This window comes from Rhizobium sp. KNZ14-9A, from assembly GCF_056755015.1.
Map to the genome: position 1 here is coordinate 1169767 of NZ_JBPGXB010000004.1, position 21917 is coordinate 1191683.

The window sequence follows — 21917 nt, forward strand, 5'->3', positions numbered from 1 at the left end:
CTAGGCCCCTCGCAATGCGGTCCGTAGACCATCTCCCGCGAGATTGGCGAAGAGGCAGATGAGAAAAATGACCGCTGCCGGCAACATTGGAAGCCACCAATAGACAGAGAGGCTATCGAGCGCACGGGATGTCATAGCCCCCAGTTCGGGTGCCGGCGCCGGCTGGCCGAGCCCGATGAAGGACATCAGCGACATCGTCATGATCACGTTGGCGACATCAAGCGTCGCAGCGACCAGCAGGGCCGGAATGGCACCGGGAAGGATATAGCGCAGCAGCAGACGCGGGCCGCCGATGCCGGCAATTCTTGCAGCCTCCACATGCGGGCGGGCGGTCAGCCGGCGCAGTTCGTCGCGGGATATGCGGGCGTACCAGGGCCACCAAGCGATGCCGATCGCTATCATCGTATTGGTCAGCCCCGCGCCGAGCGTTGCGATCACCGCAAGAGCCACAAGCGTAGACGGCAAGACGAGGAAAAAGTCGACCAGCCATTGCGCCAGAATGTCGAGCCTGCGGCTGACGAGGCCGGGGACCATGCCGATGCATCCACCAACGATCAGGCTGACGAGAATGAGGACAATTGCGGGCAGCCATGTGTATTGGATACCGAGGACGATGCGCGAAAAAAGATCGCGCCCAATCTCGTCCGTCCCGAACCAGTGTTCCCATGAAGGCGGCAGATAAGCGGCCGCAACGCGAAGCTGAGGATTGAACGGCGTCAGCCACGTCGCGAACAGGGCGATGATCGTGATGATAATCGCTCCGAACACCCCGATCCGATCGATCCAGCCGATGCGCCCTAGGATGACGGGCCAGCGGACGAGCCGCTCCTCGGGGAGGAGTTCCGGAACGTTCATGTGTCCTGCCCGCCTGTGCTCACATGCATTCTCGATATCGAGGCAAGAATGGCGTTCATCGATAGAGGATTGAAGCCGGCAGTTATCGTGTCAGGATCCCCTTCGTGCGTCACCCTGCCCTCTCCCAGCACGGCAATACGATCGGCGATTATTCTGGCGGCAGCCAGATCATGGGTAACGAACAGCACCGCCATACCGAGCCGCCGCCTGATCTCTCCGAGAAGGTTCAGCGTGGTGGCAGCGAGCGACACGTCGAGCGCGCTGATCGGCTCGTCGCAGAGCAAGAGTTTCGGCGGCACGACGATCGCGCGGGCAAGCACGGCACGCTGACATTGACCGACGGAGAGGCTGGCGGGTAGCGAAGACATCAGGCCCTCATCGAGGCCGACCAACGCAAACGCTTCGACGACCCTGTCGAGACGCTCTTCCTTGCCGAGTCCGAGATGCCTTAACCGATCGCCGATCTGCTCACCGATCGGCAGCCAGGGTGTCAGCGAGGCAACCGCATCCTGAAAAACAACCTGTGGGGCATCGTCAATCCGGACAATCTCGCCGCTGTCGGGCGACAGAAGCCCGGCCGCGAGCCTGAGGATCGTCGATTTGCCCGCGCCGCTCTCGCCGAGCAGGGCGACGCATTCACCAAGTCCGACCGAGAGATCGACCGATTCCAGCACCTTCCGCTGCCGGCGTCGGCCGAACAGACCGACAGTCGACGTGAAGCTTTTGCTGACATTGGACAGTCGCAGCGCCTCCACCGGCTTTGCTGTCGCAACGGTTGGCCAGGCTTCCGTGAAGCGATACTGACGTGCGCTGGATTGCGCCAAGTCAGGGAAGAAGCAGGCGGCAGTGTGTTCGGTAGCAGAAAGCGGCATGAGTTCGGGCCGGCTGGTTATGCACTTGTCCCTAATGACGGGACAACGGGAGGCATAGCAGCAAACATGCTCAGGATCGGCAAGGCTCAGTCGCTCCGCCGGCAGAGCGGGCAGGGAGCGCTGGCGATCCGTATCGAAATCGAACTGGGTCGCAAGCAGGCCGGCCAGATAGGGATGGCCGGGATGGGTCAGCGCATCGCCGGTTCTGCCGATCTCCAGAATACGCCCCCGGTAGAGCACGAGTACGCGATCAGCGAGCGATGCTGCAGCGGTCAGATTATGCGTGATGAAAAGTATTGTGGTCTGCTGCTCCCGCGCCACCTTGCGCAGCAGTTCGAGAATCTTGCTTTGCAGGGCGAAGTCGAGCGCGGTGATCGATTCATCGGCAATCAGGACCTGCGGCTGTGCCATCAGCGCCATCGCGATCAGGATGCGCTGGCGCTGCCCGCCCGATAGGCGATGCGGAAATGCATCGAGTATGGCGTCCGCATCCAAGAGTCCGACCCGGCCCAGCCAATCCCTGATGAAATTATCGTCTCCGCCTGCCGATTCCCGCAGCTGATGGCGAATCGTCATCGTCGGGTTGAGCGCACCCATCGGATCCTGCGGAATGGCGCGAACTAGCCCGTGACGGGCAGCCCGCAGCACCCGCGGCGTTGCTCCCACGATCTCGGTGCCGGCAACATGAATGGAGCCGATGACACCAGCTTCGCTGGAGGCCGGCAACAGGCCCTGGATTGCCGCGCCGAGGGTGGTTTTGCCGGAACCACTTTCGCCGACGACCGCGATGATCTCGCCCGGCATAGCCTCGAAGCTGATGTCGTCGAGCACGAGGTGATCGCGACCATTTCGCCGAAGGACGACTTGGAGATCAGCGATGGAGAGCGCAGCCCTGGTCACAGCCTCCACAGCTCCCCGCAGGTGGAAATGCAGCAATAAATCCTGCCGAGAGTCGTGCGCTCAACCATCAGCGCCCCACACTTGAAAAGTCGATGCTGCCTCTCGGGAAGACAGGACGAAGACCGAAATCCTTTAGATCCTTGCGATGGACGACCACGTCGTCGACATCGACGAGCGGAATGAAATGGCCGGCGTCGAAATACATGCGCCCTGCCTTTTCATAGAGTGTGTTGCGTGTGCTCATATCCGTTGCGGAGGCACCTTCGGCGATGACGGCGTCCGCCTCCGGAAGGGCACTGCCATAAAGGTTCAGCGGCGCGTCCTTGGTGAAGAATGCCTTTGCCTGATTATCAGGATGAGCCGCATCCGGAGAGGCGATGATCAACAGCATATCGGGAGCCGCCGGATCGCCCTTCATGGCATAGGCTGCCCCCGGCGGCATGATATGGGAGGTCGCCTCGACGCCGATCATCGATAGCTGCGCGATCATCAGGTCGGCGATACGCCCATAGCTCGGATTGGCGCTATAAAGCCCGATGTTGAGCGTGACAGGGCCGTGCTTGGCGATAGCGGACTTCGCAGCATCAAAATCGGTCGGAAACTGCACCGGTTGCGCCGGCTCCAGCATGATGTTCGGAAAGAGCGATTTCGATACATGGGCATATTGCCCGAAGGCATCGCTTGCCCACAAATTCGGATTGATTGCGGTCAGAACCGCCTTGCGTACCTCGGCATCTTCAAGCGGCGATCCCGGCTTAACGAAAGCCTCGAACTGCGTCATGCTGGGGGCGGATGTTATTTCCAAATCGGCCGGCAGGCTGCCGAGCTGTGCGAAGGGGTAATTGGTCGGCACGCCATCGATTTCGCCAGTCTTCAGTTTGAGAATTTGCTGGCCGATATCGGGGATGACGGGCAGTTCCACCCTGCTGAAATAGGGTTTGGCGCCCCAATAGTTTTCGTTGCGCTCGAGCACGTAGCGTTCGCCACGCTTGAACTCGGACAATTTGAACGGCCCGGTCCCAGCTGCATGCTCGGTCAGCCATCCCGTCGCAAAATCACCCTTGGCATGCTCAGAAATCGCGGCCGGGCTGATGATTTTCGGCCCCCACGGGCTTGCAAGGCCATCCAGGAATGAGGGCTGCGCGTGCCGTAGCGTGATGACGGCAGTGGACCTGTCTGATGCTGCGATATCTGCCAAGTTGGCTAGTGTGTAGTTCTGCACAAAACCGCCGTCGCGGCGGCGCTTGAACGAGGTGACGACGGCATCGGCATTCAAGGCCGTGCCGTCGTGGAACTTGGCGCCCTCGACGAGGTGGAAGGTGTAGGTCAAGCCATCGCCGGAGATCTCCCAACTCCTTGCCAGTGATCCGACAATCCTGGTCGAGCCCGCCTCGTATTTGACGAGGCCCTCATAAATGCTGTCCAGCGTCGTCAATCCGGCGACTTCGAAACCATTATCCGGATCCAGGGTGCCGATATCAGACGAATAGGGAATCCGCAGGATATCTTCTGCATGACCGGCCGCGACGCAGATCAGCGATCCAAGCAAAAATGCAAGCAGGCGAAGACTGATAACCCGGTTGAAACGTGAGAATATCGAAGCGAACAAGATTATCGGCATTGAGTGATCCGTGATTGCGTCATACCGGCCGCGGACGGCGGAAGCGCAAGGCAGCTATTGCCCGGCACGCACCGTCGTCGAACGCCCATTATCATCACAATCATAGCGGCGTGTTACTGAAAAGCTTTGAAGATTCCGCGCCATAAATATTTCTGCTTTCGCGGGCGAAGCGATGCCGCGGAGGCATTTTCATCGCCTGGCGGCCGCCCCCGTTTTCAACCCGACATCATGAAGATAGGCTTCCAATGCCGCCACGTCGCCCTGCGAGACGATCGTGCCGACATAACCATCCGGACGGACAAGAATCCGGTCACCTGACGCAACTTCGTAAGTGTCGCGGAACTGGTTCTTGTTATCGATCAGGTCGCCGCCTTGCCCGATGCTTTGGATATGCAATCCTTTGCGTGGCTGGAGGCCAACCGTCTCCACTTCAAATTCCAGCAGCGTCCAATGAGGGCCTTTAAAGAGGTCAAACAGCCGCGCGGGTTGTCCTGCGGCGCCTTTCAGCAGCGCGTCGGGGGCGCGGTTGCCGGCAACGATGCGAGCCTGACGCTGGGGGTCTTCGAGCGACAGGCTCGAACCGAGGTAGCCGATGTCCAGTTGCCGAACCTCACGGCCACGCCGAATTTCGCCACGCTTCATGTCTTCGAGCAATCTGGTCGCAAGTCCCAGCATGCTTGCCGCGACCGGACGGCGCTCTTCCTCATAGCTATCGAGAAGCGTCTCCGGGGCGCCTGATAGGACGGCTGCCAGCTTCCAGCCGAGATTGTAGGCGTCCTGAACGCTGGTATTCAGACCCTGGCCGCCCGTCGGCGGATGGGTATGGGCCGCGTCTCCGGCGAGAAAGACGCGACCGACACGATAGCTGTCGGCAAGCCGGGCATTCATGTTGAATGCGGATGCCCAGGAGACAGACTGGATGAGGATATCGGTACGACCGGTCCGTTCGGCAGTCAGCGCCGTAAGCCCTTCGGCCGACAGGTCGATGTCGCCTTCGAGAGGCACTGGTCCCTGCATCTGGAAAGACCCTTTTTCGGTCAAGGGACAAAAGGAAATCTGTGTCTCCATCGACCCCTCGTTGAAGCGATGCCAGACATCGCGGCTGAGGCCTGTCAATGTCACGTCGGCAACGATGGCGCGAACGCCGAGCGTCTTTCCGGGAAAGCCGACGGCGAGCGCCTGGCGCACAAAGCTTCGGCCGCCGTCGGTGCCGATGAGATAGGATGCGCGGATAGTCTGTTCTTCGCCGCCATTGGCAAGTCTTGCTGTTACACCCTGCCCATCCTGTTCGAAGGCGACCAGTGCGCAGCCGAACTCCGGAGCATGGCCGAGTTCGGCAAGGCGCTCCCGCATCGCTCTCTCCGTCAGGAATTGAGGCACGAGCAGAGGCACTCCGTAGGGTTCCGATGGGACCGGCTCACAGGCCTCGACAAGTGCGACATCTCTCATGCTGCCGTCGCCGCGATATTCACGCTGATGCGGATAGTAACCGCCGGATGCGGCAATCTTGTCGACGATGCCTAGGTCCTCGAACACTTCCAGGGTTCGCGGCTGTATCCCTTTGCCGCGCGAACCTCGGAACGGATCATCCATCTTCTCGATCAGCCGGAAAGATACACCTCGCCGGGCGAGATCGATCGCTAGCGTCAGGCCAGCCGCGCCGGCACCACAAATCAATACATCGATTGCGTCATCCTCTGTCATTGCTGCCGCTCCTATTTATGTGTATTATGCACATAACAGGAGAGCTGGAATGTCGTCAACAAAAAATGTGCAAAATACACATATCTCAAATCGCATCCATGAACTTCATGGATCGCTGCTTGAGATCGTCAGCGTGATGAACCGGCCGCAACGGGATGAGGCAATGGTCAAGGAGGCAGGGATTTCGCTCGACCGCGCCCTCTTCCCCTTGCTGGTGGGCATTGAAAGATTGGGGCCGATTGGCGTGGTCGATCTGGCTGACCGCGCCGGCCGGGACTACACAACGGTCAGCCGTCAGGTCGCCAAGCTGGAGAGCCTCGGCCTCATTCAACGTCAGCCGAGCGCGACAGACCGGCGCGTCAGCGAAGCGGTCGTCACCGCGAAGGGCAAATCGATGACAGATCGCGTCGATGCGGCGCGTGAGAGGATAGGTATCGAGATATTCAAGACCTGGGATCCCGATGATCTGGACAATCTGGTCCGCCTGATGCGGAAGTTTGCCGATGCCGTGATGGATCATCCGGCAAAAAGCTGACGAGCCACGGTACAGATGGGCAGGCTAACGGACGGAAATGAGGCGCCAGCGGGATCGCAGGCGCCTCGAAACTCTCAACCGAAGCCGGCCTACCAGCAGGTAAATCCTGCATCGACGTTGACAATTGCCCCCGTCATCAGGCTTGCCGCACCGGATGCGAGGAAGAGAACCGCGCTTGCAACCTCTTCCGGCGTGCCCATTCGCCCCATCGGCGTATCGGCAAGCCAGATCGGAATCCGCTCGCGATTGGCTTCGACTGCAGCCACCATCGGCGTCTCGATATAGGTTGGCGCGACAGCATTGATCCTGACACCGTGCTGAGCCCATTCGGCCGCCATGGAACGGGTGAGGTGGTGAACGGCAGCCTTGGAAACGTTATAGGCCGTCTGCGGCTGCGGCCGATTGCAGATGATGCCGGACATTGAGCCGAGATTGACAATCGCCCCGCGTTTCATCGCCACCATATGGCGGCCGAAGGAGCGAGAGCACCAAAAGACACCATTGACGTTGACATTCATCATCCGCAGCCAATCGGCATCCGTGACATCTTCTGCTGCAATCCCGTTCTGGCCGATCCCGGCATTGTTCACCAGGATCGTCGCCGGCCGTCCGCTGTCGGCGAGTTCATTAGCGATCGCCTCCATGCGGGCGGAATCGGTCACGTCACCGAGACGCAACTCGACGTCATATCCCTTGTCTTTGAGAGACAGAGCCTGCTCTGCGTCCGATTCATTACGCTCGATCACGACGACGGCGGCACCGGCCTCGGCAAGCGCGTGGGCGCAGCAAAGTCCAATGGCGCGTCCGCCGCCGGTGACGACCGCGCGTTCACCATCGAGACGGAATTTTTCCTGATAACTCATGGTTCGGTCCCTCAGATGTCGAATGCGCTTGGAAGAACGACGATGTCGCGGATCGTCACGTTGCGCGGACGCGTCAGCATGAACATGATCGCGTCGGCCACCTCCTTGGGTTCGATCAGGGCGCCGGCCTCCTTCGCCTTGCGGAGGTTCTCCTCCGGCCAGTCGGCCAGCAGCGCGCTGATGACCGGTCCTGGCGAAACCGAGCCGACACGAATGCCGCTTTTCAGAAGCTGGCGGCGCATCGTCTGGACAAAGCACGTCATCGCCCATTTCGACGGCGAATAGACCGGCTCCCATGGAACGGGCGAATGGCCAGCGACCGAGCTCGTGACGACGATGTCGCCTGTGCCGCGCCCGATCATGTGCGGAATGACGGTCCGGACGTTCTTGATCACCACATTGACGTTGAGGTTCAGCATCCGGTCGATGGCGTCGAGATTGGCATCCGCGAGGTCGCCACCGATATAGGTGCCAGCATTGGCATGCAGAATGTCGAGCTGTCCCACCTTCGACAGCACGCGGTCAAGAAGCTGAGCACATGCCTCCGGATCCAGCAGGTCCAGAGCGAGAGGTATCGCCTGCTCCCCGAGACGCTCGCAGGCTGCTTTTAACGCCTTCTCGTCGCGGTCAACGAGAACGACCGTGGCCCCTGCCGCGATCATCGCCTCCGTCGATGCCATTCCGATACCAGACGCTGCGCCAGTGATCGCAGCGATCTTCCCTTTCAACTCGTTCATTCTTTCCTCCTCGGTTATGCGGCCTCATCTCACTCCGCCGCATGCTGCATGATATTCGGCAAGGCTCTTCGCCACCCGCCAGACCAAAACCTCCTCCGGATCGAGCGGCGTGTCGGAAAATCGCTCGGCGTCCGGCATGTGCTGCCAGAACAGCGGGAGCGGTACGGATTTTCCGGCGAGTGCGTCGCAAAGACGCGCAACGGCAGATTGAGCCTGTTCAGCCGTCCAATAGTACCGGATGCGATCGGACAGCGAATAATGCCGAAGCCAGCGCTGCTCGCCCTCCGTGCCATGATAGTGACGGCTCCAATGCTCCCGATGCGCCAGCATCAAAGCCTCCATCGCAGCGTACAGGGGACGCTCGCCATAATCAGGCACGAGGTCGGATGCAATCAGGTCCAGCCCATAGAGGGCCTCGCGCAGAACGAAAGTTAGTTCCGGTCCGACCTTGAGGATCGGAAAACCGTCTTCAACGAGCGCGGTCAGCGGACCGGTGCCCTGATAATCGGTGGAATGCGCTTCGAACACGAATTGCGGCTCGTCCTCGAGCACCTGCTTCAATTTATCGATCTTGCTGCGGTCGTACCTGATGACATTGTGGTTGCCGAACTCGACGCCCGGCTGCACCACCAGGCCGATGGCACGCCCAAACGCCTCCGTAAGGCCGGCCTCGGCGAAAACGCGGCGATGGACATCGATCGTCCGCCTGGCGGCCGAAGCCGCAGTCGGCTCGATCGTGGTCAGCGCGTGATCCGCGCCGCCGGGAGGAGGAACCTCCGTGCCGATCACATAAACCGGCATGGCGCTCCCTGCCCGCCTTGCCGAGGTCTCTGCGACAGCGGCAAGGCGGGCAGCGCGATGAGCGGTCGTCTCGTCGTCCAATGCGGCGGGTTCACCCATGCAGCCCATCGATGCGTCCAGATGGATCTTGCGGAACCCGGCATCGACATAGGCCGCCACCATCCTCTCAGCCTCAGCCATGGCTTCTTCGTCCGCACGTTCCCGCCAGGGATTCGGTCCGAGATGGTCGCCGCCAAGCACGATGAGGTTTTCCGGGCAGCCCTCCTCTTCGGCGATGCGCAACACAAGAGCCGCAAAGTTCGCAGGGGTCATTCCGGTATAGCCGCCCAGATGGTTGACCTGGTTGCAGGTGGCTTCGATTAGGACCGTGCTCGAATGGTCACGCCCATGACGCAGCGCAGCCCGCAGCACGATTGGATGGGCCGAGCAGACCGAGGTGATCCCTGCGGGGTGGCCCTGAGCCCTGAGCGCAGCCAGTTCGTTCAGCTTTATCTGCATTACGAGCGCCTTTTCGTCGAGGCGATGAATGCGTCGAGTTCCTGGCGCGTGCCTGCGCCTTCCATCGGACCGCGGATCGTCACATTGCGCGCACCTGCGGCCGAACCATAGGTGAGAGCCTCGCCCGGAGACATTCCGAGCCGCCGGCAGGTGAGGTAGGCCCCGCCGAAGCAGTCGCCGGCGCCGGTAGGATCGACCTCTTCGACGAGAAATGCAGGAGCGTCGATGCGGTCGCCGTCCCTGCCGAAATAGGTCGCGCCCTCCGCTCCGCGCTTCAGCACGATCTCCTTCACGCCTATTTCGAAAAGACGATGGATCGCCTCGGCTTCGCCCGAGATGCCGGCGGCCCGCTCAAGCTCTTCCCCTGACGGCAATAGAAGATCGGCGGTGGCGACAAGCCTGGCAAATCGACGCTCGGTATCCTCGTCGAGCTGCAATTCCTTGCGGATATTCGGATCGACCGAGAGCGTTCCGCCTCGCGCCTTCACGATGTCGACAGCCTTGTCGATTACTTCCCGAGCGCTCGGAACGGAGAGAGCCGAACCCATCACATGGAGATGTCCGCTGCGGTTGATGAGATCGCTGACGCCCTGCGACCAGCCGAAGCGGGCGGCCGCGGACTTCGCGATATTGTAGACGAAGTCGCGGGAGCCGTCCTTGCGGTATCGGACGAAGGCGCTTCCGGTCGGATAGTCAGGGTCGATGGAAATGGTCGACACATCGACGCCATCACACCTGAGGCGGTCAATATTGACGCGACCGAAATCATCGCTGCCGACTGCCCCGACCATCGCCGCTGCTCCGCCCAGCCGGCCGCATTGCGAGATGAAGATCGCTGGCGCCCCGCTGGCAAACGGACCGACGAGCGGCTGAGCCTCACGAAAGCCTTCTCCGACCGTCGTCGCAACGATCTCCACGAGGATCTCGCCGACGCAAACCGTGGGACCGAGATGGTCCGGAGCCAGCACTGAAACCATTGCAATCCTGCTTTCGATAGGTGTCGCTAAATCGCTGTTGATCGTTGTAGTGCACTGTCTTCGCCACCGAATTCCTCGTTTTCGAGAGAGAGGAAGCGTTGGTGCAGCATGCATGCCGCCCCGAAGGCGGAACCGAACTCCGCGTCGCCATCGACGACGATCTCGGGGGTCGGAAAAGGAATGTTCTGGCCTTCCGACATGTGGACCGCCACACGGGCCGCTACCATCGGATAGAGCGACGCTACGGAACCGCCGAGCACGATCCTATCAGGATCGAGCAGACGACAGGCCTGCAGCAGCGCGTAGGCGAGATGCCGCGACCAGATCTCCGCTATGTTCACAGCATCAGGAACACGATCGCGAACATCGGTGAGGAAATCCTGCAGATCGACGTCGGTGCGGCCGGTCGCCTCCCGGTACTGCCTGATCAGTACCTCGCGGCCGATCAGTTGCTCGAATTTCTGTCCGCCGCTTCCCGGCACGAGGGTATGGCCGATTTCGCCGGCAAGGCCATGACCGCCGCGAAACAGCTTTCCATCAATCATGATCCCGCCGCCGACGCCGGTTTCCATGAGCAGAAAGAGCGTTACGCCGGAAACGCCATGACGATAGCTGTCACCGATCGCGAAAGCATTGGCGTCGTTTTCCACCGCGATCGGCACCTCGGCTGGAAAGGCACTGCGGCCGATCTCCTTCAGCGGCACCTCCCGCCAGCCAATGATCGGCGCCAGCGTGACAATTCCTTCCGGCCGGATATGCGCGGGCGCAGATATTCCGAGCCCTTTGCAGCGCTCAATCATCTCCTTCGACATGGCGTCCATGATCAGTTCGACGCCGCGCGCCACGGCCTCCTCCACTGTCGAGGACTGCGCATGGAAGGCCAGCCTGCGGCAGGCCCGGACATCTGCCGAAAAGTCCACGACAACAGCAGATATATGCTCGACGCCAAGTTCTATCCCGGCAAAGAATGCGGCATCCGGAACCAGTTCGAGCATGATCCCCGGACGGCCGGCACGGGATTGTTCCGAGCGCTGTTTGCTGCTGTCTTCCAACTCCTGGACCAAGCCGCTTTCCGTCAGCTCGGCGACGATCTCCCCAGATGACGAACGGTTCATCCCGAGCTTCCGCGCCAGATCGGCCCTGCTCAGGCGGCGATGGCTGTAGATCGTCTGCAGGGCTGCGACGATGTTGTTCTGCCTGATCCTGCGCGGCGAACTTCCGATGGAGACGGTGTCGTTCATGTTCATTTCTCTTCAAATCGACTGCTCCAGCCCACACTTGCGAAGCAGATCGGCAGAAGGATTATCAGGGGCGTGCGTTCGTGACGCGGCGCCGTTTGGCTTCTTCGAATTTCAGTTCGATATAGCGTTTGGCATGGGCCGCCAACGGGTCGTTATCGGTCCACGTGTCGCGCCAGATTGCGCAGGCAAGTGAGAGGCCTTCATCGACAACAGTGGTCGAAAAGCTTTCGAAGACGATGTCGCGCTTGTAGTCGATGTCGAGCAAGGCATCGAAAATAAGGTCGAAGTTAATGACGCCGTCGCCGAGATAGCCGCGGTTGCTCTCGCCGATGTGGAAGTAACCAATCTTGTCGCCGGCGAGCCGGATCGCGGCAGCCGGATTTGCTTCCTCGATATTCATGTGAAAGGTGTCGAGATGCAGTCGGACATGGTCCGAGCCGGTTTCGGAGATGAACTTCAGGCCCTGCGCGGCCGTATTCAAAAGGTTCGTCTCAAAGCGGTTCACGATCTCCAGGACGAGATCGACCCTCGCATCCTTCGCGACATCCGCAGTCGCAGCGATTGTGGCGACGCTGTTGTCCCAGCCCTTCTTCGTCGGCTGGCGGTTGTACTTGGTGTGCGCGGAATAGAGGATCCCACCAAGCTTGTTTCCGCCGATGTCACGGACCGCACGCACGGCATCTGCCAGCGTCTGCTTGCCGGCGGATACCGCAGCGGCATCCTCGCTCGAAATATCCCTGTCGATCGGCAGGCCCATCGTCACGCCGATCTCGACATCGAGCGATTGCGCGAGCTTCGCCAGACGGTCGAGATTGAACTTCTCGGGGCGCAGATAAGCGAATTCGATTGTGCGATATCCATGCTCGGCCGTTTTGTTGAGAGCCATTTCGAGGCCCTCCTGCGTTTGGCCGCCTGTCCATACAAATGAATGGATACCCAATCGGCGCATGGCTTTTTTCCTCCGCTGAAAGCCCTTCGTTGCGCCACAGCTATGCCATTTAGTATGGTAAAGCAACAAATAAATTCACAGTTTAGAATTTTGCCATTGCTAACGAATTCATTGCGTTGCAGCATTTTAGCGAACGGACTCTGCCTCTGTTACTTTTGCCAGAATTAGTTCTTACCAAAATCAACGACATAGCCGACATATTTGCAGGTTTAGACAACAAATATTGCGTGAGCGGCATTTTTCGTCTACACAATGGCCCGGCGAAATGATCTCGCTGCTATCTGGGAGGATTGAAATGAATTACGCTCTGAAGGCCAGCGCGCTTGCGCTGACGCTCAGCCTCGCCACCGCCGCTTCGCCGGCATGGGCAGACTTCTGGTCCGACGCCGGCGCCAAGTTCAAAGGCGTGACCTTGCACGGCGTGACCGAAAGCACGCCGCCATCGAACTACATCAAGAATGTGCTCGCCCCGGAATTCGAGAAGAAGACCGGCATCAAGGTCGAAATCGAGACGACGTCCTGGGACCAGATGTACGACAAGGCCATCAAGGACATGGAGGCCAAGACCGGCATCTATGACATGGTCTACATCGAACAGGACATCATCTACTCGTATCTGTCCCGGAATTTCCTGGTCAACATCACTCAGACGCTGAAGGACCAGGCGGATCTGAAGGCGCCGACCTACGACGACGCGAACTTCACCAGCTTCGCCGACTATTTCAAGGACAAGAAGGGCGATCTCTTTGGCGTCCCGATGGAAGCCTTCCTGAAGACCTATCTCTATCGCAAGGACCTTTTCGACGATCCGAAGATCAAGGAAGCCTTCAAGAAGGAAACCGGCAAGGACCTGAAGCCGGCGACCACGCATGAGGACTACACGCAGATCGCCGAATTCTTCACCAAATACGGCAAGGATAACGGCATTGAGCTTTGGGGCACCACCGCTCAGGCCCACACAGGTCACGCCGCGTCCTGGTACGAATATTTCGAATCCATCGCGCCGACCTTCGGCGTCTACAACTGGGGCATCGACGCCAGCAACAACTACGCAGCGACGGTCGAGCATGGCGGCGCAATGAACAGCGACAAGGCGAAGGCCGCGCTGAAATACTGGCTGCATCTGCGCGACATAGCCCCGCCGGAATCGACCCAGTCGACCTGGACGGAAACAGCGACGACTTTCGCTGCCGGCCGTGTTGCTCAAGGATTGATCTACGGCGAGAACGCCGCATGGATCGCGAGCGATCCTGCGCAGTCGAAGGTGGTCGACAAAGTAGGCTTTGCCCTGCCGCCACTCGAGCCGGGTGTCCTGGAGGATGCGAAGTCAGGAAAGGGCTATATCGGCTATTATGACGGCGGCGCCTTCGGCCTGCCGATTACGTCCAAGAACAAGGAAGCAGCTCTGCTCTTCCTCGAATTCATGGGTCAGAACGATGTGCAGCCCGATTGGGCAATCGCAGCACCCCGCATCACCAACAAGGCGACCTTCGACGACCCGAAGGTCAAGGCGATGGACGTCAAGCTCGGCGGCTTCTACACGATGCTGAAGGATCAGGGCAAACTCTTCGCCGGCGCTCCTCCGTATCCTTTCCATGCCCAGTTGCGTGAAGCAACCCTGCCGATCTTCTTCGACATCCTGACCGGCAAGATCGCGCCCGACGAAGGCCTCGACCAGATGGCCGCCAAGACGGAAGAGGAGCTCACCTCGCTCGGCTATCGCAAATAAATCATCCTCCCCACCTTGGCGGGTCGTCTTCGCTTGGCGACCCGCTCCTTTCCTGGCTCGATAGGCCGCCCCAAGGGTGCCAAAGAGGATGAGGCGATGCATTCACAAAAGCTTGGATGGCTGCTGCTGTCACCGACGATCCTGATCCTCGGGCTCTTCGGCATCTTTCCTTTCATTTACGTCGTCTGGGTTTCGTTTCACCAGTGGAACCCTTTCGCCGCAAATCCGCTGATGGTCTTCAACTGGGCTTCGAACTACCGGAGTCTCGTCTTCGACAAACAGTTCCTGGCCTCGCTGGGCATCACGATCGCCTTCGTCTTCTTCGCAGTCGTTTCCGAACTCATCCTCGGATACATTCTCGCGCAGGCACTGATGAAGGACTTTCCGGGAAAAGCGTTCTTCCGCACCATCCACACCCTTCCTCTGATCATGGCGCCCATCATTGTCGGATCGGTGTGGAAGCTGATGACGACACCGTCGATTGGCATCATCCCATATCTGCTGCGAAGCTGGTTCGGTTACGATCTGAACATCGGCCAAAGTGCGCTCGCGGCGTTCTCCATCACTGTCATCATGGACGTCTGGCACTGGACGCCGCTGGTCACCCTGTCCCTGATTGCCGCCCTGGTCTCGCTTCCGCCAGATCCCTTCGAGCAGGCGCAGATCGATGGCGCCGGCAAGAGCCAGATCTTCTGGCATATCACGCTCCCTCTGATCCGCCCTGCCCTGCTGGCCACGGTGTTCATCAGGCTCATGGACGCGCTGCGTACGGTCGACGAAGTCCTGATGCTGACCGGAGGCGGTCCAGGGTCGTCGACGCGCTATATCGGCGTTCACATCTTCAGGGAAGTCTTTCCGAAAACGAATTACGGCTACGGTTCAGCCATCTCGGTCGTCGTACTTTATCTCACCATCGTCGTCTGCTGGCTGCTCTACGTCGGCCTGATTGCTCCCCGCGCGAAGAGAGGCTGATGCGATGAAAAGACAGAATCCCTGGCTTTCGGTTCTCTTGTGGACGCTGATAAGCTTTGCAACCCTCTTCCCGATCTACTGGCTCTTCGTCATCTCGCTGAAGCAGCCCTTTGACCTGTTTTCCACGCCGGACGTCATCCTTCGGAGCTTCTTCTGGAAGAACTACCAGGACGTGCTGACGAACGAGACCTTGCGGCGATATATGATCAACTCGCTGGTCATTTCGTCGGGGAACGCGATCCTGGTGACGACCCTCGGCTTTCTTGCCTGCTACGCGCTGACGCGCTTCGATCTCGCAGGCAAGGAAAGCATTTTCTTCTGGACTATCACCAACCGCATGGCGCCTCCGGCGGTCTTCCTGCTGCCGCTCTTCCTGCTGCTGACGCAGGTTTACAGGATCGGCGACTTTTCGCTGGCGGATACCAGGCTTGGCATGATCCTGGTCTATTGCTCCTTCAACCTTCCCTTTGCCATCTGGACCCTGCGCCCGACGGTAGAGGCCATTCCCAAGGAACTGGACGAGGCGGCCTATATGGATGGCGCAAGCCCCTGGATGGTCCTCTACGACATCGTCTTTCCCTTGGCGCGACCGGGGCTTGCGGTGACGCTCATCCTCACCTGGGTCTTCGCGTGGAACGAATATCTGCTCGCTGCGACACTCACCAACTTCAACGCCCGCACACTTACCACCGGCCTGTCGGAATACGTGACGACGACAGGAACTGCCTGGGGCATCATGGCGGCGATCTCGATGCTGACATTGATCCCGGCGCTCATCGTCTTCTCGGTGGTGCAGCGTCACATCGTTGCTGGCCTGACCTTCGGCGCAGTGAAAGGATAGCGAGATGGCTTCGGATTCTCGAAACAACGAAAAACAGCCGGGCTTCCTGCCGATCGAGACGAACTGGTTCGACCGGCTGTTCATCTCCGTCGTGATCTGGGTCGCGCTCTCTCTGTTCTGGCTGCGGTTCATCGAACCGTTCGGGCTTTCGGTATGGTTTGCGGTGGCAATCTCCGCCGTACTCGGCGCCTACATCGTCTGGAAGGGGTGAGCGGGTGAATTCCATCAACACTATCAAGACGCAAGCCGTGCTGGATTAGGGAGAAAAGACATTGGCAAACGTACAGGTCAGCGACGTCACCAAGAGATATGGCGCTCTTCAGGTGATGCATGGCGTTAGCGTCGATATCGAGGATGGCGAATTCGTCGTGCTGGTCGGCCCTTCGGGATGCGGCAAGTCAACGCTGCTGCGCATGATCGCCGGTCTCGAGACCGTCAGCAGCGGCGACATCCGCATCGGCGGTCGCGTGGTCACCAACGCCCCGCCGAAGGAGCGCGACATCGCCATGGTCTTTCAGAGCTACGCGCTCTACCCTCATAAGACTGTCGCAGAGAACATGGGCTTTCCGCTAAAGATGGCGAAACGCCCGAAATCGGAGATCGATGAAAAGGTCGGCAAAGCAGCCGCAATCCTCGACCTGACGCGTTATCTCGACCGCTATCCGAAGCAGCTGTCAGGCGGACAGAGGCAACGCGTTGCCATGGGCCGAGCCATTGTCCGCGACCCGCAGGTCTTCCTGTTCGACGAGCCGCTGTCGAACCTCGATGCCAAGCTTCGCGTCACCATGCGCGTCGAAATCAAGGAACTGCACCAGCGGCTGAAGACCACCACCGTCTATGTCACGCACGATCAGATCGAGGCCATGACGATGGCCAACAAGATCGTCGTCATGCGCGACGGACGGGTGGAACAGGTTGGCAAGCCGCTTGATCTCTATGACTTTCCGGCAAACCTCTTCGTTGCCGGTTTCATCGGCAGCCCGTCGATGAACTTTCTCCAGGGCAAGATCGCAACTCGCGACGGAAAGCAGGTTGTCATCACCGATCAGGGCGTTACCCTCCCCATGGACCGCGTGAACGCAGAGGAGGGCAAGGCCGTAACCTACGGTATTCGCCCGGAACACATAACCATCAGCGATGACGGTATTCCGGTGGAAGTGTCGGTATACGAGCCGACCGGCTCAGAAACGTTGATCTTCGGCCGTGTGGGAGGAGTGCCGATCGATGCCCTGATCCGTGAGCGCATCGAGGTCGAACCCGGCCGGACGCTGCATTTTCATATTGATCCGCGGCGTGCTCACATCTTTGATCAGGCAACGGGACAGCGATTGTAAGGTGAGGAACAAATGAATTTCGAAGGCAAAAAAGTGATCGTCACCGGTGCCGGCAAGGGCATCGGCCGCGTTGTCGCAGAGATGCTGGTCAAGCGTGGGGCCAGGGTTACGGCACTCACCAGAAGCGCTGACGATGTCGTTTCCCTACGTGAAGACCTTGGTTGCGAAGCGATTCAGGTCGATCTTGCCGATGCAAAGACGACGCGAGAGGCGGCGCGCGCCGCACTTCCGGCAGATTTCCTTATCAACTGCGCTGGAACAACCGAGCTGCAGCCCTTTCTCGAAACCACGGTCGAAGCCTTTGACCACCTGATTGCAGTTAACACGCGCGCCCCGATGATCGTCGCACAAGAGTATGCGCGGTCCCTGATCGAGAACGGCCACCCTGGAGCCATCGTCAACGTCTCCTCTGTCGCAGCCTTTGTGGGTATCCCGGATCATGCGGCCTATTGTGCATCGAAGGGCGGTCTGGACGGCTTGACGCGCGTCATGGCCAAGGAACTGGCGCCGCAGGGCATCCGGGTAAATGGCGTGCATCCGACGGTGACGCTGACGCCGATGGCGATCAAGGCCTGGAGCGATCCGGAGAAAGCCGCCGGAATGCAAAAGCGCATCCCGGTCGGCCGGTTCGCAGAGCCCGAGGACGTGGCAGAGGTGATCCTCTTCCTGCTCTCGGACGAAGCCGCGATGGTCAACGGCATCTCCATGCCCATCGACGGCGGCTACATGATCGCGTGAAACCCTATATGCCTACGGATCAGCCGCCGGAGGCAATCTTCCTGGCGGCGTTGATCTGTTTGCGGGCTCCGGATCGTAATTGCGCGGTTTCCGCTCCGGCAATGACGAAAGCGAAGCCGAATTTCAGAAGCTCGCCGGCGCGCTCGCCGTCACCGGCAAAGGCGCAGGCAAATTTTCCGTGCGCGCCGCAACGCGCGACGGCATGCTGCATGGCACTGTCGATCTCGGCGGCATTCGGCGCCACCTGATCCCCGTTCGATAGTGCGATGGAGAGATCCGACGGGCCGATGAAGATGCCATCGATGCCGGGCACGCCAAGGATATCGTCGATCGCTTCGAGCGCCGCGCGCGTCTCGATCATGGCGATTGCGACCGTCAAATCATTGGCGGTCCTGAGATAGTCGTCAGCCGAAAGGCCGGTGTGGTTGAGTGCCAAAGACGGCCCCCAGCTGCGCTCGCCGACCGGCGGATATTTTGTGGCCTTCACGAAGGCCTTCGCATCCTCGGCCGAATTGATCATCGGCGCGATGATGCCCGACGCACCGGCATCGAGCAGGCGCGAAGCAGAGGCGAAATCACCGACCGGAATGCGAGCGAGCGCCGGCTTGCCGGCGATACGCACATGGCCGACAGCAGCAGCTGCAGACGGCAGGTCCCACATGCCGTGCTGCATGTCGAGCACAACGGCATCGAAGGCCTCCTGAGCCAGATGATTGACCAACAGCGGATCGGGAATGCCCACCCATGCGGAGATCATCCGGCTTTCGTCGTTCCGGATCCGGGCTGCAAAGCCGTCGATATCAGCTGCACTCATGGCATTCTCCTCAGTTCGCCAGGCCACCAATGGCCATGTATTTGACCTCGAGGAACTCTTCGATGCCGTATTTCGAACCCTCACGGCCGATGCCGGACTGCTTCATGCCGCCGAAAGGAGCGACCGCTGTCGAGATGAGTCCCTCGTTGATACCGACAATGCCGAATTCGAGAGCCTCGGCAACCCGGAAGATGCGACCGACGTCGCGGGCGTAGAAATAGGCGGCAAGACCGAAGGGCGTGTCATTGGCCATTTCGATCGCCTCTTCCTCTGTCTTGAAGCGGAAAAGAGGGGCAACCGGGCCGAAGGTTTCATCCGAGAAGATTTCCGCCTCGCGGGAGACATCCGAGAGAATGGTGGGCAGGTAGAAATTGCCGCCACGCTGATCGCGCTTGCCGCCGGAGACGATCTTCGCGCCATGCGTGACGGCATCCTCGACATGCATCTCGACCTTCTTGAGCGCAGCTTCGTCGATCAATGGGCCGAGCGTGACGCCCTCCTCCATGCCATCGCCGAGCTTCAGTTTGGCAACGGCGGCTGCGAGCTTTTCGGCAAAGGCGTCATGCACCTTGTCCTGCACGAGAATGCGGTTGGCGCAGACGCATGTCTGCCCGGTATTGCGGAACTTCGAGCCCATGGCGCCCTTGACCGCCTCGTCGAGGTCGGCGTCGTCGAAGACGATGAAAGGCGCGTTGCCGCCAAGTTCCATGCTGGTCTTCTTGATGGTCGGCGCGCATTCGGCGAGCAGCTTGGCGCCGACCGCCGTGCTGCCGGTGAAGGTGAGCTTGCGCACCTTCGGACTGGCGGTGATCGCAGGACCGGTGTCCGACGAAGGGCCGGTGATGACGTTGCAGACGCCGGCCGGAAAGCCCGCCTCTTCAGCCATCACGGCAAGCGCCAGCGCCGAATAGGGCGTCTGGCTTGCCGGACGAATGACGCCGGTGCAGCCTGCGGCCCAGCCGGGACCGGCCTTGCGAGTGATCATCGCCGAGGGAAAGTTCCACGGCGTGATCGCCGCAAAGACGCCGATCGGCTGCTTCTGCACGATCAGGCGTCGGCCCGGAACCGGCGAAGGAATCGTGTCACCATAGACGCGTCTCGCCTCTTCGGCGAACCACTCGATGAAGCTTGCGGAATAGGCGACCTCGCCACGGCTTTCGGAAAGAGGTTTGCCCTGCTCGATCGTCATGATGGCCGCGAGATCCTCGAGATTCGCGTGCATCAACTCGGCGAGCTTCCAGAGATGGTTGGCGCGCTGCTCGGCAGTCAGTGCCGCCCATGCCTTTTGCGCCTTGTAGGCGGCATCGATTGCGCGGTTCGTCTCCACAGCACTCATCGCAGGCACGGTTCCGATTACCTCGCCGGTCGCAGGATTGGTGACGTCGTAGGTACGGCCACTATCGGCCTGCACCCATTGGCCGCCAATATAATTCGCTTCGCGAAAAAGCTCCGGACGGCGGAGCTTGTAGCCCGAAAGTCTGTTGCTCATGACTGTATACCCGCCATGAAACGCGGTTGCCGGGGATCAGACGGCCGGAATATTCTCGTCATCGGGGGCGAAGTTCGATCCCCGCAACGCTTCGCAAACGGCGCTCGTCACATCCGCCGTGGTTGCTTTGCCGCCAAGATCTGGAGTGAGAATGCCGGCAGCGCAGACCTGTTCCACCGCTGAAATCAGTATCTTTGCCGCAACCGCCTCGCCGAGATGTTCCAGCATCAGCGATGCCGTCCAGAAACTTGCGACGGGGTTGGCGATGCCCTTGCCGGTTATATCGAAAGCCGAACCATGGATCGGCTCGAACATCGAGGGGAAACGGCGTTCGGGATCGACATTGCCCGTCGGCGCAATGCCGAGCGAGCCGGCAAGTGCGGCGGCAAGATCGGACAAGATGTCGGCATGCAGGTTGGTTGCAACCACCGTGTCGATGCTCTTTGGTTTTGCGACCATGCGGAAGGTCATGGCATCGACCAGTTCCTTGTCCCAAGTCACATCGGGGAAGTCCTTGGCGACCTCGGCGGCAATCTCGTCCCACAGCACGAGGCCATAACGCTGCGCGTTGGACTTGGTGACGACGGTCAGAAGCTTGCGCGGGCGCTTCTGCGCCTCGCGGAAGGCAAAGCGCATGATGCGCTCGACGCCGCGGCGCGTGAAGATCGAGGTTTCGGTCGCCACTTCCTCTGGCAGGCCGATATGGGCGCGGCCACCATGGCCGGAATATTCGCCCTCGGAATTTTCGCGCACGATCAGCCAGTCGAGATCGCCTTCTTCGACACCCCTCAGCGGGCTTTTCACACCTGGGAAGATGCGGGTCGGGCGGATATTGGCGTACTGGTCGAGACGCTGGCAGATCGGCAGGCGCAGGCCCCAGAGTGTCACGTGATCGGGAACGTCAGGCGCCCCGACCGCGCCGAAATAGATGGCGTCGGCTTGCTTCAGCAGAGACAGGGCATTCTCCGGCATAAAGGCACCGGTCTTGCGGTAGCGCTCGCTGCCCCAGTCATAATGGTCAACGTCGAGTGTGAAAGCGCCGCTGCGGGCGGCCAGCACTTCGAGCACTTCGAGGCCGGCGGCGATGACTTCTGGGCCAATGCCGTCGCCGGGAACGGAGGCGATGCGGTAGCGACGGAGCGGCGTATTGGTATTGGCGTTCATGGGACCTCCTTAATAGTCAGATGAGGCCGCCATTGATCAGCAGCATCTGCTTGGCAATCATGCGGCTGTCGTCGGAGGCGAGCAACAGGCATTGACCACGCCCTCGACCTTGATCTCCTCGGGAATGCAGCAGCTTCACCCCGTCGGCGATCCTGCTTTCATGGCTGTTGAGTTCTTGCACAGGCAACCAAGATTCTCGACGATATTGTTGCGATATTCGCTGCCTCCCTTGGAGGTAGAAGCATGGCATGATGATCGACTATCGAAAAGGGTGATCGCGAGA

The 21917-nt window shown here is 60.0% G+C and carries 21 protein-coding genes; 7 read left to right on the forward strand and 14 right to left on the reverse strand.

Features of this window, described 5'->3' with window-relative positions; genetic code table 11:
* From ACR9ZQ_RS35685 to ACR9ZQ_RS35700, 4 genes are all read right to left on the reverse strand, one after another.
* Nucleotides 1-855 (reverse strand): ABC transporter permease, encoded by an 855-nt coding sequence (locus ACR9ZQ_RS35685; protein ID WP_481430127.1) that lies wholly within the window; start codon nucleotides 853-855, stop codon nucleotides 1-3.
* A complete protein-coding gene (locus ACR9ZQ_RS35690; protein WP_481430128.1) occupies nucleotides 852-2627 on the reverse strand; it encodes an ABC transporter ATP-binding protein in 1776 nt (591 codons plus the stop codon). Before ACR9ZQ_RS35690 ends, ACR9ZQ_RS35685 begins: the two co-directional genes overlap by 4 nt.
* A gap of 67 nt (nucleotides 2628-2694) precedes the next feature.
* On the reverse strand, nucleotides 2695-4248 hold the full coding sequence (locus ACR9ZQ_RS35695; RefSeq protein WP_481430129.1) for an ABC transporter substrate-binding protein: 1554 nt from the start codon (nucleotides 4246-4248) through the stop codon (nucleotides 2695-2697).
* Between the two features lie 189 nt (nucleotides 4249-4437).
* Complete coding sequence (locus ACR9ZQ_RS35700) at nucleotides 4438-5952, reverse strand: FAD-dependent oxidoreductase (protein WP_481430130.1); 1515 nt, start codon at nucleotides 5950-5952, stop codon at nucleotides 4438-4440.
* 49 nt (nucleotides 5953-6001) lie between these two features.
* Between ACR9ZQ_RS35700 and ACR9ZQ_RS35705 the strand changes: the two genes are divergently transcribed.
* Nucleotides 6002-6487, forward strand: a complete 486-nt coding sequence (locus ACR9ZQ_RS35705; RefSeq protein WP_481430131.1) for a MarR family winged helix-turn-helix transcriptional regulator — start codon at nucleotides 6002-6004, stop codon at nucleotides 6485-6487.
* 89 nt (nucleotides 6488-6576) lie between these two features.
* Here ACR9ZQ_RS35705 and ACR9ZQ_RS35710 read toward each other — a convergent pair whose 3' ends face one another.
* From ACR9ZQ_RS35710 to ACR9ZQ_RS35735, 6 genes are all read right to left on the reverse strand, one after another.
* Complete coding sequence (locus ACR9ZQ_RS35710; protein ID WP_481430132.1) at nucleotides 6577-7350, reverse strand: SDR family NAD(P)-dependent oxidoreductase; 774 nt, start codon at nucleotides 7348-7350, stop codon at nucleotides 6577-6579.
* Between the two features lie 11 nt (nucleotides 7351-7361).
* Nucleotides 7362-8087 (reverse strand): SDR family oxidoreductase, encoded by a 726-nt coding sequence (locus ACR9ZQ_RS35715; RefSeq protein ID WP_310382594.1) that lies wholly within the window; start codon nucleotides 8085-8087, stop codon nucleotides 7362-7364.
* 24 nt (nucleotides 8088-8111) lie between these two features.
* On the reverse strand, nucleotides 8112-9386 hold the full coding sequence (locus ACR9ZQ_RS35720; protein ID WP_310382593.1) for a D-tagatose-bisphosphate aldolase, class II, non-catalytic subunit: 1275 nt from the start codon (nucleotides 9384-9386) through the stop codon (nucleotides 8112-8114).
* Nucleotides 9386-10363, reverse strand: coding sequence for a tagatose kinase (locus ACR9ZQ_RS35725; RefSeq protein ID WP_481430133.1), 978 nt, complete (start codon nucleotides 10361-10363; stop codon nucleotides 9386-9388). The genes ACR9ZQ_RS35720 and ACR9ZQ_RS35725 overlap by 1 nt, the downstream gene beginning before the upstream one ends.
* Before the next feature lie 26 nt (nucleotides 10364-10389).
* Entirely contained in the window at nucleotides 10390-11604 is a 1215-nt protein-coding gene (locus ACR9ZQ_RS35730; protein ID WP_481430134.1) for an ROK family transcriptional regulator, read from the reverse strand.
* 64 nt (nucleotides 11605-11668) lie between these two features.
* Nucleotides 11669-12553, reverse strand: coding sequence for a sugar phosphate isomerase/epimerase family protein (locus ACR9ZQ_RS35735; protein ID WP_481430135.1), 885 nt, complete (start codon nucleotides 12551-12553; stop codon nucleotides 11669-11671).
* 295 nt (nucleotides 12554-12848) lie between these two features.
* Here ACR9ZQ_RS35735 and ACR9ZQ_RS35740 point away from each other — a divergent pair, with 295 nt between their 5' ends.
* The 6 genes from ACR9ZQ_RS35740 (at nucleotide 12849) to ACR9ZQ_RS35765 (ending at nucleotide 18167) form a co-directional block, all read left to right on the forward strand.
* The gene (locus tag ACR9ZQ_RS35740; protein WP_481430136.1) at nucleotides 12849-14282 is read left to right on the forward strand and encodes an extracellular solute-binding protein; all 1434 of its coding nucleotides are present in this window, start codon (nucleotides 12849-12851) and stop codon (nucleotides 14280-14282) included.
* A gap of 96 nt (nucleotides 14283-14378) precedes the next feature.
* Nucleotides 14379-15254 (forward strand): carbohydrate ABC transporter permease, encoded by an 876-nt coding sequence (locus ACR9ZQ_RS35745; RefSeq protein ID WP_113323264.1) that lies wholly within the window; start codon nucleotides 14379-14381, stop codon nucleotides 15252-15254.
* Between the two features lie 4 nt (nucleotides 15255-15258).
* Nucleotides 15259-16095, forward strand: coding sequence for a carbohydrate ABC transporter permease (locus ACR9ZQ_RS35750; protein WP_113323263.1), 837 nt, complete (start codon nucleotides 15259-15261; stop codon nucleotides 16093-16095).
* 4 nt (nucleotides 16096-16099) lie between these two features.
* On the forward strand, nucleotides 16100-16306 hold the full coding sequence (locus ACR9ZQ_RS35755; protein WP_439017792.1) for a DUF2160 family membrane protein: 207 nt from the start codon (nucleotides 16100-16102) through the stop codon (nucleotides 16304-16306).
* Between the two features lie 61 nt (nucleotides 16307-16367).
* Complete coding sequence (locus ACR9ZQ_RS35760) at nucleotides 16368-17429, forward strand: ABC transporter ATP-binding protein (protein WP_310382586.1); 1062 nt, start codon at nucleotides 16368-16370, stop codon at nucleotides 17427-17429.
* A gap of 12 nt (nucleotides 17430-17441) precedes the next feature.
* On the forward strand, nucleotides 17442-18167 hold the full coding sequence (locus ACR9ZQ_RS35765) for an SDR family oxidoreductase (protein ID WP_481430137.1): 726 nt from the start codon (nucleotides 17442-17444) through the stop codon (nucleotides 18165-18167).
* Nucleotides 18168-18186: 19 nt separating this feature from the next.
* On the opposite strand, the gene ACR9ZQ_RS35770 is transcribed toward ACR9ZQ_RS35765, so the two are convergent.
* From ACR9ZQ_RS35770 to ACR9ZQ_RS35785, 4 genes are read right to left on the reverse strand one after another with little or no spacing between them, the layout of a single operon-like run.
* A complete protein-coding gene (locus ACR9ZQ_RS35770; protein ID WP_310382584.1) occupies nucleotides 18187-18981 on the reverse strand; it encodes an HpcH/HpaI aldolase family protein in 795 nt (264 codons plus the stop codon).
* 10 nt (nucleotides 18982-18991) lie between these two features.
* On the reverse strand, nucleotides 18992-20470 hold the full coding sequence (locus ACR9ZQ_RS35775; RefSeq protein ID WP_481430138.1) for an NAD-dependent succinate-semialdehyde dehydrogenase: 1479 nt from the start codon (nucleotides 20468-20470) through the stop codon (nucleotides 18992-18994).
* A gap of 36 nt (nucleotides 20471-20506) precedes the next feature.
* Nucleotides 20507-21634 (reverse strand): tartrate dehydrogenase, encoded by a 1128-nt coding sequence (locus ACR9ZQ_RS35780; protein WP_481430139.1) that lies wholly within the window; start codon nucleotides 21632-21634, stop codon nucleotides 20507-20509.
* A 16-nt stretch (nucleotides 21635-21650) separates the two neighbouring features.
* Nucleotides 21651-21821 carry a hypothetical protein gene (locus ACR9ZQ_RS35785; protein ID WP_310382582.1) on the reverse strand — a complete coding sequence of 57 codons (171 nt, stop codon included), beginning with the start codon at nucleotides 21819-21821 and terminating at the stop codon, nucleotides 21651-21653.
* Nucleotides 21822-21917 lie beyond the last annotated feature (96 nt).

What these genes read in the sequence shown, in the direction of transcription:
- ACR9ZQ_RS35725 (WP_481430133.1), bottom strand. Translation starts at nt 10,363, where the DNA reads ATGGTTTCAGTGCTGGCTCCGGACCATCTCGGTCCCACGGTTTGCGTC.
- ACR9ZQ_RS35710 (WP_481430132.1), bottom strand. Translation starts at nt 7,350, where the DNA reads ATGAGTTATCAGGAAAAATTCCGTCTCGATGGTGAACGCGCGGTCGTC.
- ACR9ZQ_RS35780 (WP_481430139.1), bottom strand. Translation starts at nt 21,634, where the DNA reads ATGAACGCCAATACCAATACGCCGCTCCGTCGCTACCGCATCGCCTCC.
- ACR9ZQ_RS35765 (WP_481430137.1), top strand. Translation starts at nt 17,442, where the DNA reads ATGAATTTCGAAGGCAAAAAAGTGATCGTCACCGGTGCCGGCAAGGGC.
- ACR9ZQ_RS35715 (WP_310382594.1), bottom strand. Translation starts at nt 8,087, where the DNA reads ATGAACGAGTTGAAAGGGAAGATCGCTGCGATCACTGGCGCAGCGTCT.
- ACR9ZQ_RS35685 (WP_481430127.1), bottom strand. Translation starts at nt 855, where the DNA reads ATGAACGTTCCGGAACTCCTCCCCGAGGAGCGGCTCGTCCGCTGGCCC.
- ACR9ZQ_RS35700 (WP_481430130.1), bottom strand. Translation starts at nt 5,952, where the DNA reads ATGACAGAGGATGACGCAATCGATGTATTGATTTGTGGTGCCGGCGCG.
- ACR9ZQ_RS35730 (WP_481430134.1), bottom strand. Translation starts at nt 11,604, where the DNA reads ATGAACGACACCGTCTCCATCGGAAGTTCGCCGCGCAGGATCAGGCAG.
- ACR9ZQ_RS35735 (WP_481430135.1), bottom strand. Translation starts at nt 12,553, where the DNA reads ATGCGCCGATTGGGTATCCATTCATTTGTATGGACAGGCGGCCAAACG.
- ACR9ZQ_RS35695 (WP_481430129.1), bottom strand. Translation starts at nt 4,248, where the DNA reads ATGCCGATAATCTTGTTCGCTTCGATATTCTCACGTTTCAACCGGGTT.
- ACR9ZQ_RS35775 (WP_481430138.1), bottom strand. Translation starts at nt 20,470, where the DNA reads ATGAGCAACAGACTTTCGGGCTACAAGCTCCGCCGTCCGGAGCTTTTT.
- ACR9ZQ_RS35740 (WP_481430136.1), top strand. Translation starts at nt 12,849, where the DNA reads ATGAATTACGCTCTGAAGGCCAGCGCGCTTGCGCTGACGCTCAGCCTC.
- ACR9ZQ_RS35750 (WP_113323263.1), top strand. Translation starts at nt 15,259, where the DNA reads ATGAAAAGACAGAATCCCTGGCTTTCGGTTCTCTTGTGGACGCTGATA.
- ACR9ZQ_RS35745 (WP_113323264.1), top strand. Translation starts at nt 14,379, where the DNA reads ATGCATTCACAAAAGCTTGGATGGCTGCTGCTGTCACCGACGATCCTG.
- ACR9ZQ_RS35720 (WP_310382593.1), bottom strand. Translation starts at nt 9,386, where the DNA reads ATGCAGATAAAGCTGAACGAACTGGCTGCGCTCAGGGCTCAGGGCCAC.
- ACR9ZQ_RS35770 (WP_310382584.1), bottom strand. Translation starts at nt 18,981, where the DNA reads ATGAGTGCAGCTGATATCGACGGCTTTGCAGCCCGGATCCGGAACGAC.
- ACR9ZQ_RS35755 (WP_439017792.1), top strand. Translation starts at nt 16,100, where the DNA reads ATGGCTTCGGATTCTCGAAACAACGAAAAACAGCCGGGCTTCCTGCCG.
- ACR9ZQ_RS35705 (WP_481430131.1), top strand. Translation starts at nt 6,002, where the DNA reads ATGTCGTCAACAAAAAATGTGCAAAATACACATATCTCAAATCGCATC.